The organism is Microbulbifer taiwanensis (assembly GCF_014904815.1).
Taxonomy (GTDB): Bacteria; Pseudomonadota; Gammaproteobacteria; order Pseudomonadales; family Cellvibrionaceae; genus Microbulbifer; species Microbulbifer taiwanensis.
Map to the genome: position 1 here is coordinate 120,195 of NZ_JACZFR010000009.1, position 15,673 is coordinate 135,867.

Consider the following 15,673-nt stretch of genomic DNA (forward strand, 5'->3'; position numbering starts at 1 on the left):
TTGTCCCCGATTCCTCCCAAAAGAAGAGGAGTTATTACCGAAAAATAACGTGGAGACCATGCACCAGGAAGTAGGATGGGCAGAGCGAAGTCTGCCCATCATCAGGCGACAAACGACGGAAAGTCGCTACGCTCCCTTGCCTACGCTACAAGGCTTTATAAAACCAGGCAGAGCGCCCGATCGAGATCTGCAATCAGATCGTCCGCACTTTCCAGCCCGACAGAAATACGCATATTACCGAGGAAAATACCCATATCCGCCAGTCGATCCGGCGACTGCTCGCGCAGATAGCCAATGGCAGGGGCATAGACCAGGCTCTCGTGCCCGCCCCAGCTGACACCGATACGGAAGAGTTCCAGGGCGTTGAAGAAGCGCTTGATCGAGTCCAGCTCGTCCGTCGCCAGCTCGAAGCCCATCAGCCCGCTGAAGCCGGACATCTGCCGGCGCGCCAGATCATACTGGGGAAAATCTTCCAGGCCCGGGTAAAACACGCGTCGGACGGACGGATGCGCGCGCAGGAACTGCGCCACCCTGAGCGCGCTCTGCTGGTGCCGCTCCATCCGCAGCGGCAGGGTGCGCAGGCTGCGCAGCAGCAGCCAGGCCTCGATAGGTGCCATCTTGGCGCCCAGCAGCTCGTACTCCCGCATGCGTATTTCGTCGATCAGCTGGACCGAACCGATCAGCGCGCCGGCGACCAGATCGCTGTGACCGCCCAGGTATTTGGAGCAGGAGTGAATTTCCAGATCAATTCCCAGTGCCAGCGGCTTCTGGAAATAGGGAGTAGCCCAGGTATTGTCGATGGCCGTGGCGATGCCGCGGCTGCGCGCCAGGTCCGCCACCGCCGCCAGGTCCTGCAGACCAAAGACCACCGAGGAGGGGCTCTCGAGAAAAATCAGCCTGGTGTTCGGGCGTATCGCGCCGGTGAATTCCTCGATTTCGCCGCCGCCGACAAAACTGCACTCGATCCCGAGTTTGGGCCCGAGAAAATCATTGAGCAGGCCGACCGTGGGTCCGTAGGCATTTTTTACCGCGATCACGTGGTCGCCGGCAGAGACGAAGTGCAGTATCGCCGCGGAGATGGCAGCCATACCGGAGGAAAACAGCCGCGCCTTTTCCGCTCCGGCCAGCAATGCCAGCTTCTTCTCCACCAGCGCCACCGAGGGATTGTTACCGCGGGTATAGATGGCCCGGTTCACCTTGTCGTCGAAGGCGCTGTCGATCGCCTCCCAGCTGTCGAAGGTAAACAGGGAATTCTGGTAAATGGGCGGGACCACCGCGCCCTCGGCATCCCGAAATTGCGAATCATCCACCACCAACAGGGTATCCACCCCAAAGCCTTTACTCACCTCACCCCCTCAATGCTGGTCGCGGGCAAGGCATCCCGCTCCCACGACAGGAAACAACCGAAACCAGTGAACGCACACAAGAATGCGATCGCGATATTGAACAGCGACAGCAGCTGCCAGTGCCAGTAGTCGGCCACAGAGACGCCGAGCGTCGCGAATATAAAAACCGAGGTGGTGCTCCAGGGTACCAGGCTCTCGATCATGGTACCGGTATCCTCCAGCGAGCGGGAGAGCACCCGGCGCGGCACGCCCAGACGATCGTATTTTTCCGCCAATGCATCGCCGACGATAAAGCTGTTGGCGTACTGGCTGGACGTGAGCGCGTTGCCCACCGCCGAAGCCACCAGCGATGCGGCGATCAGCGCCGACGCCCGCTTAACCCCGCGCAGCAACATCTGGATCACTGTCGACAGGGCACCTATACGATCGATGATGCCCACATAGACAAACACCAGAATCACAATGATCGCCGGCTCGGAAAGTGCGTAGAGGCCACCGCGATCCAACAGTGCAGACAGCAGCGGTTGCTCCCCGAACACAATCCCTTGCTGCTCCGCAATCCGTGACAGGTCGAAGCCCCGGTGCAACGTGCGCACCAGTTCGTCGACGGAAAACTTCTGTACCAGTATCGCCAGCAGCGAGGCCAACAGTGTGGAGGCGACCAGCACCAGCAGCGGCGGCACCCGGCGCGCGGAACCCACCAACACCAGTAGCACCGGTAGCAACAGCAGTGGATGGAAATCGAATATCCCGGTCAGCAACGGCAGCGGATTGTCGTAGCCGCCGGCCGCCGGTGGCGGACGCAGATGGCCCAGCGCGGTGAAGACGCCGGCCGCGAGCAGCCCAGCCGGCAGGGTGGTGTAGAGCATGGAGCGGATATGCTGGTACACGTCCACCCCCACCGCCAGCGCGGCGATATTGGTGGTGTCCGACAGGGGTGAGACTTTGTCGCCAAAATAGGCGCCACCGACGATGGCGCCGCACACTATCGCCAGGTCCGCCCCCATCACAGTAGCAATGGAGATGATCACCACGCCCGCGGTGCCAATGGAACCCCAGGAAGTGCCGGTACACAGGGAGAAGACCGCCGGCACTAAAAATGCGAATAGATAGATCTGCCCGGGAGTGACCAGCTCCACACCGTAGACCATCAACATCGGAATGGTGCCGGAGATTATCCAGCTGCCAATCAGCAGACCAATCGCGAACAGCAATAGTATCGTGGGCAGCGCCCGCGACAGCTTCGCCACCATTGACCGTTGCATGTCTTCCCAGCGGTGCCCCAGCCACAACAGCTGGCAGGCGGCGGCGACTGCGGCGAAGAGAAACACCAGCTCCAGCGGCAGTGCCTGCTGCCCGAACCACAGGGGCCGGGCGACCAGCCCGTAGCCGACCGCGAGCAACAAAAAGCCAACTGCGAGCAGCGAGCGACCGAATCCCGGCTCCAGGCGCGTGCCCACCTAGATCTTCTCCAACTTCGCCACCCAGCCGCCCCCCGGCGCCAGGGCTATTTTGACACTGGAATCGCCGCTCACCATCTGCGAACGGACCGAGTGATCGCCGGCGTAGCGGGCCGCGTTCACGCCGTCGCCGATACTGGTCATCTGGTATTTCCCGTCGCCGAGAAATTCCAGCTCGAAACTGAAGCGGCGCGCTTCGCCATTGCCCATGGCGCCGATAAACCAATCACTGCCTGCGCGACGCGCGGTGATGATATGGTCACCGAGCTTCGCGGAGACGATTCGCGTCTCGTCCCACACCGTCGGTACAGACGCGATAAATTCCGTCGATGCCGCCTCGCGCAGGTAGTTGGACGGACTGTCGGCGAGCATCTGCAGCGGGCTCTCGTAGATCACGTACATGGCCAGCTGATGGGCGCGGCTTGTCTTGCTCATCGGGCGCGCGAAGGAGATATGGAAATTATCCGGCTGCGCGTTGACCATGGCCCCCGGTGTATAGTCCATGGGACCAGCGAGCATACGGATGAACGGAATCGTCAGGTTGTGTTCCGGGGTTATATAGTCGGCCCATTTATTGTGTTCCAACCCGCGCACACCCTCACGGGTGAGCACATTGGGCCAGGCGCGGCGCAGGCCGGCGGGCTTGTAGCTGCCGTGGAAGTTCACCAGCAGCCGGCGTTTGGCCGCCTGCTCCGCCACCCGCCAGTAGTAGCTGACCATGTCCTGGTCGTCCCGCTGCATGAAATCCACCTTGATACCGGCGGCGCCCCAGTCGGCAAAGCGGTCCAGCGCCTCATCCATCTGCCGCTCTAGTGTCTCCCAGACCACCCACAGGATAACGCCGACATTTTTCTCGCGGCCGTAATCGATGATGGCCTGTACGTCGATATTCTCCGACTCCTGCAGCAGGTTGCCGAGCCGGTACCAACCCTCGTCGAGCAGGATATATTCGAGGCCGTATTTTGCCGCGAAGTCTATGTAGTACTTGTAGGTCTCGGTGTTGACGCCTGCCTCGAAGTCCACGCCGTAGAGGTTGTTGGCATTCCACCAGTCCCAGGCCACCTTACCCGGCCTGATCCAGTCGGCGTCGGTCAGCTGCTGCTCGCCGGCGAGCAGGTAGCTGAGCTGGTTGGTCAGCAGCTCGGCATCCTCGCGGGCAATGGCGACAATGCGCCAGGGAAATTCACGCGGCCCGCCGGTCTGCGCCAGGTAGTCGGCGCGGCGCTCGATGAGCTGGTTGCGGTCGGAATTTTCCTTTAGTGATGCCTGCAATACGCGGCGGGGGAAACGCGCGCTCAGCCCGTTGCCGGAGCTACCGGCAAGCCACATGCCCGGGTAATCGCGCAGGCCGCTCTCGGTGATCACGACCTTGACCGCGCCGCCGTCCACCAACAGCGGCAGGCTCGCCAGCCTCTGCCCGTCAAGCTCCTTCAGCGGCGCCGGCAGGTAAGCGCGCTCATTGTGGGAAACAAAGCCCTGCTCTTCCGGGAAATAGGCCAGGCCGCTGCCGACGAAACGGATCTCGGCCAGCTCATCGCTGACGGCAAAATTCCCGCTGCCATCGAGTGCGTTGAAGCGGTAGGCGATGCCATTGTCGAAGGCGCGGAAGCTGATGGTGAAATTGTTGTTCAGCGCCAGGGTGAGTTCGTTATAGCTCTCCCTGATCTGCGAAAACTTTTCCGGCACTGCCGGGTGCAGCAGGCGCTCGACGCTGCGCTCCCGGGCCGACACGCTTCGCGCCGATTTCGCCACGGACATATTGCCAACAAGCAGGTCCGCCAGGGAATCCCGCAGTAGCGGTTCACCATCCACGGACACTGAATAGCGGATCTCGCCCTGCACCGTCACATCGACTTCCGTACGCCCATCCGGGGACTGCAAGCGGAATTTATTGTCTGCGCCCAGAGCTGGCCCGTCGGCGACCAGCAGCAGTGCAACCGCAGTGATCCATCGCATCGTTACCCCTCCTTCTTAACGATCGAGTGGAAATCGAATGCAATGGAGCCGGATCCGTTCCAGTCCAGCTGGCGCAATCCGTTTTGATCTGCCACAGAGATCTTGTAATCCTTCGGCGTGCGCTCGACACAGAGGTCGAAGTCCCGCTGAAAAGCGCGAATATTTTTCAAACACATGGAATCCCAGCCACTCGGCAGTCGCGGCGCCATCTCGAAACTGTCGAAACCGGTGGGCTCTATGCCGAACAGCCCCTCGGTCACCACCCGCGCATAGAGGGCACTCTCCGCAGACAGGTGCCGCTGGTTGCCCTCTGGCCAGGCCTCGACGGCATAGGGGACATGGTCGCCCAGCAGGCGCTTGCGGGAGTAGTACTTGAAGTAGCGCATCGCGGTGTCCGTCTCACCGGCGGCGAAAATGCCGCGGAATGCGTAGAGGGTGGCCCTGTCCCAGAAGGTGGTGTCACCGGCCTCGGTGTAAATGCCGTTTTCACTCCACAGCTGCGGGGACAACAGCGCCTCCAGTGTGCCTTCTTTGCGCTCGAATATTCCCATCGTCAGCGGCAGGGCGATCCACGCGCGCAGCCTGTCGTTGCCATCGTAGTAGCGATAGGTGTCGAACCCCTGCACCGTCGCGGCGAAGTAGCGATCTATGGCCGCGCGCAGAGAGCGGGCGCGCAGCCGGTATTGCTCCGCCTGCCGCTCGCGGCCCAGTTCCCGGTTCAGGTGTGTCGCGGAAACCAGGGCGCCATAGAGCAGCACATTGGTGCTGAGATTGATATCACCGGCCGGGAAGCGCCCCTCCAGTTCATCGCTGTCCGAGGCGACGACCCCCGCTTCACCCATCTTCCTAAAGCTGAATTCCAGGCACCAGTCGATCAGTGGCAGCAGCTCGCGCGCCTCGCGCTCGCGGCCGTAGGCCAGGGCGAAGCGACCGGCGCCGTAGGCGATCATGGCGCAGTCACCCCGGTCGCCGGCACCGTTCCAGTAGTCGGTCCCCTCGGCGATGATCGACGAGGGAATGGGGCGGTATTCATCGTTCATGTATTCGGCAAAGTGGCGGAAGCTGTTCAGCGCCGATTCGTTGCCTCTGTTGTCGCCCAGAAAGGGAAAGAACGGATTCGCGTATTCCGCCTGGTCGTTGGCCCAGATCGCCGCATAGTAGCGACCGCCGCCGGGCCCGTGCATCAGCCCGCCCTTGGTGCGGAAAATACTCTCGGACGCACGCAGCTTGGCGAAGTCGAACATGCGGTCCAGTACCGGATCGGGAGTCTGCAGGCGCAACTTCTTCTCGATGGCACCCACGCTGTCGCGGCGCTTCTGCAGTTCGGCAGCGCCGTCAAACGGGAACTGTTGACCATTCCTGGTGGCCACAAACTGGAGATACACGGTGATCGACTGACCGGCGGCAATCTCGTGGCGGCCGGGCCTGTCCAGAATCGCGGCGATCCTGTAGGAACCGTAAACCCCCGTCTCTGCCGGCGTGCTCACGGTATAGTCCGGTGCGCTGAGATCGATCCTGAGTGCTTTGTCGCCGCGGTTTTCCAGCGTCAGCGCCTCCACCAGCCGCGGCGCCTCGGTACTCGGCGACAGGGTCCTGGTCAGGGTCAGGGTGTCGGAGATGCGGCTCTGAATCGACAGCAGGCCGTCGAACTCGATCCGCTGCGGCCGCTCGCTGGCGATGGGCTCGCCGTCGATGCGAATCTCCGGGGACACCGACAGCGGAAATTCATGGATCAGGCTGGCGTGGGTGTCGTTGGGCAGGGTGCGCAGCATCGGCCAGACGACTTTCCTGGTCAGGGTGAGATGGCCGCGCTCGTCCGCCCCGTAATAGATAATCGCAGACACCTGCTCGCCGCTGAGTTCCAGGTGATCGCTGTGTGCATCCCCCACCGGCCAGCGGATGCTATCAGACTGCAGCTGCCAGCGGTCTTTTAGGCGGTCGGCGAGGCTGCTCAGGTCCGCGCCGCTCTCCGCCCAACACAGCGAAGTCTTCGCCACCAGTAGGGATATCATCAGGGTTCGCCACATGCCGGACACCTCCAAGTTTTTTTTCCGATTATTTTGCTGACTTATTGAAGCACCGCGATCCGACACCTCGCGTGCCGGAAATCAATTTCCGTCTCCCGGAAAATAACTTTCAACCGCCCGCCTGCCGACGCAGTGCGCTATTGCGGAACTCCAGCGGCGACATGTGGAATGCCCGCTGGAAATTGTCGTAAAAGCGGCTGACGGACCCGAATCCCGCCTCCATGGCGATTTCCAGTACCGCGTTCTGGGTATCCACCAACAGCGCCTGGGCATGCTGCAGTCGCAGCTGGTTGATGTACTGCTTGATGGACACCTTCATCACCCGGCTAAACAGGCGCATGGCGTAGTTCTGGTGCAGGCCCGCGGTCCTGGCGACGCTGTCGATGGTGATCTTCTGGTCGTAGTGATCGGCGATGTAGCGCAGCATCTTCTGCACATGGTCGAGGCCGTTGACCGCCGCCCCGCCCTTTCCCTCTGAGACGCGGGCAGTGTTCTGGCTCGAATAGGTCTCGAGGGACATGCGCCTGACGCGCGCGCGTATCTCGCCGATCACCTGCGCGGTCATGGCCGCGTCCCCCAACTCCAGGTCCCGCTCCCAGATGCGGGTCAGCTGCCGGTCGCAGTCGTAGAGATTGTCGGAAACCAGCACCGCGCCGTGCAGCAGCTCGCTGACAAAGCGCTCGGGAAATTTCCAACTGAGGAAGGCGTGCAACGGGATGTAAATATTGACCATCTCCCCATCTCCCTCGCTCGCGATCATCTGGTGGGGGATAGAGGCCCAGAACAGGATCATGCGCCCCTCGGGCACGTGGATCTTGCGCCCATCGATCAGGTAATCCGCACAGCAATCGAACAGGTAATTGATTTCGATATGCCCGTGCCAATGGCTCTCATCCATGATTTCCGGGCAGTGGCGCCGGAAGCCGAACTGATGTTCGCGACCCTGGGTGGCCAGGGGACTGCTGTTGTCGAACTCTATTTTTTCAACCCACTGATTCATGGCGGCCCTGCGACTTTGCGGCTCTTTTTATGCGCTCTGGCCGGTCAGTGTATCAGGCAAAAACTGTTTTTGTGTACAAAAAAGTTATGATATGGGAATAATAGTGGGAATTCCGGGAAGTCTCCGCACCCGTCCCCGCCTGTGTCGAGAAATCCCTTGGCAGGAGCGTTTTTATCAATTTATATTATAAATATGAATTGAGGGACAGAAACCGACAGGCGATGAAGCGGAGAGCGCAATGACACCGGCGACCTATAGCGATCTAGAAAACACCTCTGTTTTTATCACCGGCGGAGGATCCGGTATCGGCGCCGCCTTTGTACGCAGCTTTGCCTCCCAGGGCGCGCGGGTGGCTTTCGTCTCCCTGGATGCGGATAAGGCGAACCGCTTGTGCGACGACATAGAGTCGCGATCCGGCAGCCGCCCGTTTTTCCGGCACTGCGATATCGCCGACGTCGAACATCTACAGCAGTGTATGGAGGAGGCCGCCGCGGAGACGGGGCCGGTGGATGTGCTGATCAACAATGCCGCCCGGGACACGCGCCACAGCCTGGATAGCTTCAGTCCGGTGGAGTGGGACCTGTCCCTCAACACCAACCTGCGACCGCATTTCTTCACCGCGCAAAAGGTGGCACCCGGGATGCGGGCCAGGGGCCGCGGCAGCATCATCAATGTGGGCTCCAACTCCTCCATGCTCGGCCTGGCCGGTTACCCGGCCTATGTCGCAGCCAAGGCGGCGATTGTCGGCCTGTCCAAGGCGCTGGCGCGGGAGCTGGGGCCGGCGGGCATTCGGGTGAATTCACTGATACCCGGCTGGGTGATGACCGAGCGGCAAAAGGCGCTGTGGGTGACCGAAGAGGCGCTGCGGGAGTGCCTGGACCAGCAGTGCCTGAAGCGCACCATCTCGGAGACAGATTGCGCCAACGCGGCCCTGTTCCTCGCGTCGCAGGCGTCGGCCATGATCACCGGTCAGGCCCTGGTCGTCGACGGCGGCCGCGCCTGATGGAAAGGATCGTAATCGACTGGGGTTCCAGCAACCTGCGCGCCTACCTGCTGGGCGCCAGCGGCCAGCTGCTCGAGCAGCGACACAGTTCCGACGGCGCCCTGGCACTGGGCGCCACCGGCTTTCACGCGGCGTTCATGCGCAGTTGCGGCGACTGGCTGCAGCGCCGGCCGGGCATTCCGGTATTGATGAGTGGCATGGTCGGCGCTCGCAACGGCTGGCAGGAAACGCCCTATATTCCCTGCCCCGCGGACCCCTGCGCCCTGCGCGCGGGCTTCACCGAGCTGGCGCAGTTTCCGGAACTGAATATCCGCATAGCCCCCGGTGTGCGCTGCACCAATCCGTCTGGCAGCGCGGATGTCATGCGCGGTGAGGAAGTGCAGGTTTTCGGCGCGCTGCAACTGGCGGAGCGGCGGGACGCGCTGCTGCTGTTGCCCGGAACCCACAGCAAGTGGGTCAGCGCTGCAAACGGACGCATCGAGAATTTCACCACCTACCTCACCGGCGAGCTGTTCGCACTGCTGTGCGAACACAGCTCTGTCGGCAGCGCGGGGCCGCAAGCGGATCTCGATGTGGATGAATTTGTTCGCGGCCTGGAAATCAGCCGCGCTGGAGACAGCCTGCTGCAACAGATTTTTTCCGTGCGCGCCCGCCAGCTGTGCGCCGCCGGCGGGGGTCAATCGCCATTGAGTTATCTGTCCGGGCTGCTGATCGGCAGTGAGTTTTCCGCGGCGCTCGGTCGCTACAGCCCCGACGGCGACTGCCTGCTGATAGCCGGCGACAGGCTGCGCCCGGCCTACGAGATGGCCGCGGAGTTTTTCCGCTGCCCGCTGCGCGCGCTGGCCCCCGGGGCCGCCACCACCACCGGCCTGGCACTTATCGCCGAAGGAGCCGGACACGTCCAGGATGGAGATACGCAATGCTGAACGACTACCTCAATGCCTGCCCGCTGGTGGCCATACTGCGCGGCGTCACCCCGGAAGCGGCGGTGGCCGTTGCCGGCGAGCTGATAGAGGCCGGCTTTTCCATTGTAGAGGTGCCACTGAACTCTCCCGATGCCTGCGTATCCATCGCCGCGCTCTGCGAGCGCTTTGGTGACAGTGCGTTGATCGGCGCCGGCACAGTGACAGATTGCGCCCAGGTGGATAGGGTCGTCGAAGCCGGCGGCCGGCTGATCGTCTCCCCCAATTGCGACCCGCAGGTGATACGCCACAGCAAAGCACTCGGCGCCGCCTCAGCCCCGGGCTGCAGCACCCCCAGCGAGGCCTTCGCCGCTGCACAGGCGGGCGCCGATGCGATCAAGCTGTTCCCCGCAGAAATGATACCGCCGGCGGCTATCCGGGCCCTGCGCACTGTGCTGCCACCCCTGCCTCTGCTGGCGGTGGGCGGCATCTGCGCCGGTAATATGCGCGACTACCTGCAGGCTGGAGCCTCCGGCTTCGGCCTGGGCGCAAGCCTCTACCGCGCCGACAAATCTTCTATCGAAATTCGCCACAGTGCGGAGCAGCTGATGGCCGCCCTGCGCGCGGCTCAAACTTCTCTTGCAAGTATTTCCCTATGAAAAAAACAGACATACAGCTCCGCAGCCGCCAGTGGTTCGACGACGACGCCGATCCCGGCATGACCGCACTCTACCTGGAGCGCTACCTGAACTTCGGACTAACCCGGGAGGAGCTGCAGTCGCAGCGACCGATCATCGGTATCGCCCAGACAGGTTCCGATCTGGTGCCCTGCAACCGCGTTCATGTAGAGCTGGCGGACAGAGTCAAGCAGGGCATCCGCGACGGCGGTGGCATTCCGCTGGAATTCCCGGTGCACCCGATCCAGGAAACGGGCCGCCGCCCCACCGCGGCCCTGGACCGCAACCTGCAGTGCCTGTCGCTGACCGAAATACTGCACGGCTATCCGCTGGACGGCGTGGTGCTCACCACCGGCTGCGACAAGACCACCCCGGCACTGCTGATGGGCGCGGCCAGTGTCAATCTGCCGGCCATTGCCCTGTCCGGCGGCCCCATGCTGAACGGGCACTACCTGGGGCGCTGCGCCGGTTCCGGGACTGTGATCTGGGAGGCGCGCAAGCGGCTGGCGAGGGGCGAGATAGACACAGAGGCATTTATGCAGGCGGCCGCCGGCTCGGCGCCCTCGGCCGGTCACTGCAACACCATGGGCACGGCACTGACGATGAACTGTCTGGCGGAGGCCCTGGGCATGATGCTGCCCGGCTGCGCCTCTATACCGGCGCCCTACCGGGAGCGGGCACAGATGGCCTACTACACCGGCAAACGCGCGGTGCAGATGGTATGGGAGCAACTGACCCCCGACCGGATACTCACCCGCGCGGCGTTCGAGAACGCCATCGCTGTCTGCTCGGCCCTGGGCGGCTCCACCAACGCCCCCATCCACATTAACGCCATCGCCGCCCACGCCGGCGTGCATATCACGCTGGAGGACTGGCAACGCTGCGGCCAGAGAATCCCGCAACTGGTGAACTGCCAGCCGGTGGGGGAGTATCTGGGCGAGGAGTTTCACCGGGCCGGCGGCGTGCCTTCGGTGACCGCCGAGTTGCTCGGTGCCGGCCTGCTGCACGGCGACGCGCTCACCGTATCCGGGCGCACGCTGGAGGAAAACTGTCGGGACAGCCGCAGCGCCGACCGGCGGGTTATCCGCACGGTTGACGAACCGGTGGCCGCCGAGGCCGGGCTGATGGTGCTGTCCGGCAATCTTTTCGATTCTGCGGTAATGAAGGTGTCGGCAATCGACGGGGAATTCCGCCGCCGTTACCTGTCGGACCCGACCAGCCCCAATGTGATGGAGGGCCGGGCGATAGTGTTCGACGGCCCCGAGCACTACCACGCGGAGATCGACAACCCGGCACTGAATATCGACGAGGAGTGCATCCTGGTCATGCGCGGCGCCGGCCCCAAGGGCTATCCGGGCTCCGCCGAAGTGGTGAACATGCAACCGCCGACGGCGCTGCTGGAAAAGGGCGTGCAGTCCCTGCCCACCATCGGCGACGGTCGCCAGAGCGGTACCTCAGGCTCGCCGTCCATCCTCAACGCCTCGCCGGAAGCGGCAGACGGCGGCGGCCTGGCGCGACTGCGTAACGGCGACCGCATCCGTATCGACCTGAACCTCCGCACCGTCGACGCGCTGGTGCCGGAAACCGAGTGGCGGGCCCGCGACGCACAGCTGGCGACGCCGGCCAACCAGACCTGGTGGCAGCAGCTGTACCGGCGTGAAGTCTCCGGCCTGGACGGGGGCGCGATATTTGAGTCCATGGCCGATTACCGCAATATCATCGCCAGGACACCGCGCCACTCCCACTGAAGTGACGCAAAACTCCGGCCAGGCAAAGTGCGCCTGGCGACACCCCCCTGGAGACATTTATCATATAAATGTCTTCCACCCCCGAGAGAGCAAACAATGCAAGGACAACAGAGCGGGCGCAATTTGACGCAGCAACTGGTACACACCCTCGGCGAAGCCATCGCCGCAGGTCGCTACCGCAGCGGAGAGGGCCTGCCTTCGGAAGCGGATCTGTGCGACGACCACGGTATCAGCCGCAGCGCCACCCGCGAGGCCATCAAGATGCTGACGGCCAAGGGGCTCATTACCTCGCGTCCGCGCCAGGGCATTCGCGTACAGCCGCGGGAACACTGGAACCTGTTCGACCCGGATGTGCTCGGCTGGATGCTGCGCGGCAGCCCCAACCTGGAAATGCTCAGGGATTTTTCGCAGCTGCGCCTGGCCATCGAAAAGGAAGCGGCGGCGCTGGCGGCCGAGTGCGGGGATAGGGCCAGGATCGACGAAATCGGCGCGGCACTGCAGCGCATGAAAGAGGCGGAGCAGGGTCTGTGCGATCCCCTGGAAGCGGATATCGCCTTCCACAGCAATATACTCCGCGCGACCAACAACCCCTTCTATATCCAGCTGTGCAGCTTTATCGAGACGGCGCTGCGGGTCAGCATCCGCTTTACCAACCGCCTCAAGGGCGTCGAAAGCGCCAGCCATGAAAATCACCGCAAGCTCTATAACGCCATAGCCAGGGGCAATGCCGCGGCCGCCCGCAGGGCCTGTGCCACCATGCAGCAAGAGACACTGGACCTGATCGAGAAGGCGCTGGAAAAGAAGGCGGCCTGATCGCTATCGCCGCTCCGGGGCAAGCCCGTGGAAGCGGGCAAACTGCCCCAAGGTGCGATTAAAGCTCGCCTCGAGCGCGGAACCGGGTTGTCTCCCCCAGTGCAGTGACTCGACACGCAGCAGGCCGGCGCCCCTGTCTGCCTTCAGGTCCACGACTCCCGCAAAGCTGTCGCCGTACAGGATCGGCAGGCAGAAATAGCCGAAGCGGCGTTTGTGCGCCGGCAGGTAGCACTCCAGCTGGTAGTCGAAATCGAACAGCCTTTGCAGGCGCTTGCGCTGCAGCACCAGCGGGTCGAAGGGTGACAGCAGGCGCACCCTGCGCGGCGCTGCGACCGGATCGGTCTGTTCGTCCTCCGCCAACAACAGCTCCTTGCCGGATGGTTTCAATTCACCGCTTTGCAGCATCCTCTCCACCGCACTCTTGATTAGCGGCTTGTCGTGCCTGCGCAGGTAGGCGATCTCCTCCAGCCGGCCGATGCCCTGGGCGCCGAGGAAAGTCCGCACCAGGTGGCGGCCGTAGTCGAGGTCGCTGGCAGCGTCGGTGTGGATATGCGAGGGCAGCAGCCGCTCCGGCAGGTCGAAGACCTTCTGGAAACCATCGCGGTGACTGACCATCAGCTCGCCCTCGTGAAACAGCTGTTCCAGCGCCTTTTTCTCGTCGGACCACTCCCACCAGCCGCCCTTGGCCCTGACAAAATCACTGGCCTTGAGCGCCCCTTCGGCGCGCACCCGATCCAACACATAGCGGCACAGCTTGGCGTTCTTCTCGAACCAGTGCCGCTGGCCCTCGCGGATACGGTCCATGCGCACGCGGGCAAAGCGGTAGTGCGCCATCGGCAGGTAGGCGGCGGCGTGGGACCAGTATTCGAAGATCTCGCGGCGCTGCTCCGCCTGCGCCAGATGGGCCTCATGATAGCGCGGCAGGCGGTTGTAGAGCTGGTGGTGATGGGCGCGGGTGATGCGCTGGATGGCGTCGAGTTGCAGGGCACCCAGGTAGCGGATCAGGGACGACAGATCTTCGGCCCAAGGCCGGTGGATATGCTGGCGCTCGATAACCAGCGCGCGGATATCAGTATTTGAAAGCAACACAGCCCCCTACAGGATGCAATCGTCATACCGGCGCAGGCCGGTATCCAGTTCAGTGGCACCTGGATTCCGGCCCGCGCCGGAATGACGAAGCAATAAAAGCTTGTTTTGCGACAGAGAGTCTACAGATCAGGGGCTGGAGCCTTAGTCGCCCTGGAAGTACTCCGGCGCCAGGTTGTCGAAGCGGGTGTATTTGCCGACGAAGGCGGCGCGGCAGGTGCCGATTTCACCGTTACGCTGCTTGCCGATAATCAGCTCGGCCATGCCCTTATCCGGACTGTCCTCGTTGTAGTACTCGTCGCGGTAGATAAACAGGATCACGTCGGCGTCCTGCTCGATGGCACCGGATTCCCGCAAGTCCGAGTTCATCGGCCGCTTGTTGGGGCGCTGCTCCACGCCGCGGTTCAACTGCGACAGGGCGATCACCGGGCAGTTGTATTCCTTGGCCAACCCCTTCAGCGAGCGGGAGATCTCGGAGATCTCCTGGGTGCGCCCCTCGGTGCTGCCCTTGACCTGCATCAGCTGCAGGTAGTCGAGCATGACCATCGCCGGCATGCTCTTCGCCTCCGCCTCCTCGCGGGTCAGCTTGGGGTTGTCGCGCATCAGCTGGTTGGTGTGATCGCGCACGGTGCGCTTGACCCGCGCCCGCACCTCGCTCGGGCTGAGCGCCGGGGTATCGTCGATATAAAGGGACTTGCCCTTCATCTTCTGCACGGCGCTGGACAGCTTGGGCCAGTCCTCCTCCTGCAGGCTGCCATTCCTGATCCGCCCCTGGTCGATGCGGCCGATGGAGGACAGCATCCGCATTACCAGGCTGTCAGACGGCATCTCCATACTGAAGATCAGCGTCGGCTTCTCCTGGCTCAGCATGGCAGCTTCGATAAAGTTCAGTGCCAGCGCCGTCTTGCCCATGGACGGGCGCGCCGCGAGGATGATCAGTTCGCCCGGCTGCCAGCCGGAGGTGCGCTGGTCCAGCTCTTCGAGGCCGGTGCTGAGGCCGGTGATATCCCCTTCCTGCTTGAACAGCTCGTCAATGCGCTCAACCGTCTGCTTCAGCAGCGCGTCGACACCGACGAAGCCGCCCTCCTTCGCGCGCCCCTCGGCGATCTCCGTCACTCGGCGCTCGGCCATCTGCAGCAGGTCGGCGGAGGCCAGGCCACCGGGATTGAAACTGGTGCGGCTGATCTCGCCGGCGGCGGCGATCAGCTGGCGCAGCATCGACCGCTCGCGGACTATCTTGGCGTAGGCGACGATATTGGCCGCGGACGGGGTGTTTTCAGCCAGTTCGGCCAGGTAGGCGGGGCCGCCCACCTGCGCCAGCAGATCGCGGCTGGCGAGGGCTTCCGCCAGGGTGACAATATCCAGCGGCTGTTCGCCGTCGGTCAGCTCCACCATTACGGTGAAAATCACGCGGTGGCTGGCGACGAAGAAGTCCACCTCGCCCAGCTGTTCGGCCACGGCGTCGATACGGCCCGGATCCAGCATCAGGCCGCCCAGCACCGACTGCTCCGCCTCTACCGAGTGCGGCAGTGGCGAGGACTCTTCGGTCTGCGATTCGTGTTCGGGGACGGCGTATTCGTCGTTCATAGGGATTTTCAGACTACCAAAACAAGTCGGGCGCTGGATTCCCACTTCCAAGAAAGGGGAATCCAGCG

Annotated in this window: 12 protein-coding genes; 5 read left to right on the top strand and 7 right to left on the bottom strand. The window is 63.0% G+C overall.

Annotation, left to right across the window (positions count from 1 at the left end; all coding sequences use genetic code 11):
• Positions 1–155 precede the first annotated feature (155 nt).
• The 5 genes from IG627_RS03340 to IG627_RS03360 all read right to left on the bottom strand — a co-directional run bounded on the left by IG627_RS03340 (position 156) and on the right by IG627_RS03360 (position 7,789).
• Positions 156–1,346 carry a trans-sulfuration enzyme family protein gene (locus tag IG627_RS03340; RefSeq protein WP_319024486.1) on the bottom strand — a complete coding sequence of 397 codons (1,191 nt, stop codon included), beginning with the start codon at positions 1,344–1,346 and terminating at the stop codon, positions 156–158.
• Entirely contained in the window at positions 1,343–2,806 is a 1,464-nt protein-coding gene (locus tag IG627_RS03345; protein ID WP_319024487.1) for a Na+/H+ antiporter NhaC family protein, read from the bottom strand. Before IG627_RS03345 ends, IG627_RS03340 begins: the two co-directional genes overlap by 4 nt.
• Entirely contained in the window at positions 2,807–4,762 is a 1,956-nt protein-coding gene (locus IG627_RS03350) for a glycoside hydrolase family 97 protein (protein WP_193189937.1), read from the bottom strand. It abuts the gene before it with no gap.
• Between the two features lie 2 nt (positions 4,763–4,764).
• Positions 4,765–6,789 carry a glucosidase family protein gene (locus IG627_RS03355; RefSeq protein WP_193189939.1) on the bottom strand — a complete coding sequence of 675 codons (2,025 nt, stop codon included), beginning with the start codon at positions 6,787–6,789 and terminating at the stop codon, positions 4,765–4,767.
• Positions 6,790–6,898: 109 nt separating this feature from the next.
• Complete coding sequence (locus tag IG627_RS03360) at positions 6,899–7,789, bottom strand: helix-turn-helix domain-containing protein (protein ID WP_193189941.1); 891 nt, start codon at positions 7,787–7,789, stop codon at positions 6,899–6,901.
• 238 nt (positions 7,790–8,027) lie between these two features.
• Here IG627_RS03360 and IG627_RS03365 point away from each other — a divergent pair, with 238 nt between their 5' ends.
• From IG627_RS03365 to IG627_RS03385, 5 genes are all read left to right on the top strand, one after another.
• A complete protein-coding gene (locus tag IG627_RS03365; protein ID WP_193189943.1) occupies positions 8,028–8,792 on the top strand; it encodes an SDR family NAD(P)-dependent oxidoreductase in 765 nt (254 codons plus the stop codon).
• Positions 8,792–9,718 carry a 2-dehydro-3-deoxygalactonokinase gene (locus IG627_RS03370; protein WP_193189945.1) on the top strand — a complete coding sequence of 309 codons (927 nt, stop codon included), beginning with the start codon at positions 8,792–8,794 and terminating at the stop codon, positions 9,716–9,718. The genes IG627_RS03365 and IG627_RS03370 overlap by 1 nt, the downstream gene beginning before the upstream one ends.
• Positions 9,712–10,353: a 2-dehydro-3-deoxy-6-phosphogalactonate aldolase gene (locus tag IG627_RS03375; protein ID WP_193189947.1), complete on the top strand. Its 642-nt coding sequence runs from the start codon at positions 9,712–9,714 to the stop codon at positions 10,351–10,353. Before IG627_RS03370 ends, IG627_RS03375 begins: the two co-directional genes overlap by 7 nt.
• Entirely contained in the window at positions 10,350–12,119 is a 1,770-nt protein-coding gene (locus tag IG627_RS03380) for an IlvD/Edd family dehydratase (RefSeq protein WP_193189949.1), read from the top strand. The genes IG627_RS03375 and IG627_RS03380 overlap by 4 nt, the downstream gene beginning before the upstream one ends.
• A 96-nt stretch (positions 12,120–12,215) precedes the next feature.
• Entirely contained in the window at positions 12,216–12,932 is a 717-nt protein-coding gene (locus tag IG627_RS03385; RefSeq protein WP_193189951.1) for a FadR/GntR family transcriptional regulator, read from the top strand.
• A gap of 3 nt (positions 12,933–12,935) precedes the next feature.
• Here the strand turns inward: IG627_RS03385 and IG627_RS03390 are convergent, their stop codons facing one another.
• Complete coding sequence (locus tag IG627_RS03390; protein WP_319024488.1) at positions 12,936–14,021, bottom strand: winged helix-turn-helix domain-containing protein; 1,086 nt, start codon at positions 14,019–14,021, stop codon at positions 12,936–12,938.
• Between the two features lie 141 nt (positions 14,022–14,162).
• Positions 14,163–15,605, bottom strand: a complete 1,443-nt coding sequence (dnaB, locus tag IG627_RS03395; RefSeq protein WP_193189954.1) for a replicative DNA helicase — start codon at positions 15,603–15,605, stop codon at positions 14,163–14,165.
• Positions 15,606–15,673: the final 68 nt, after the last annotated feature.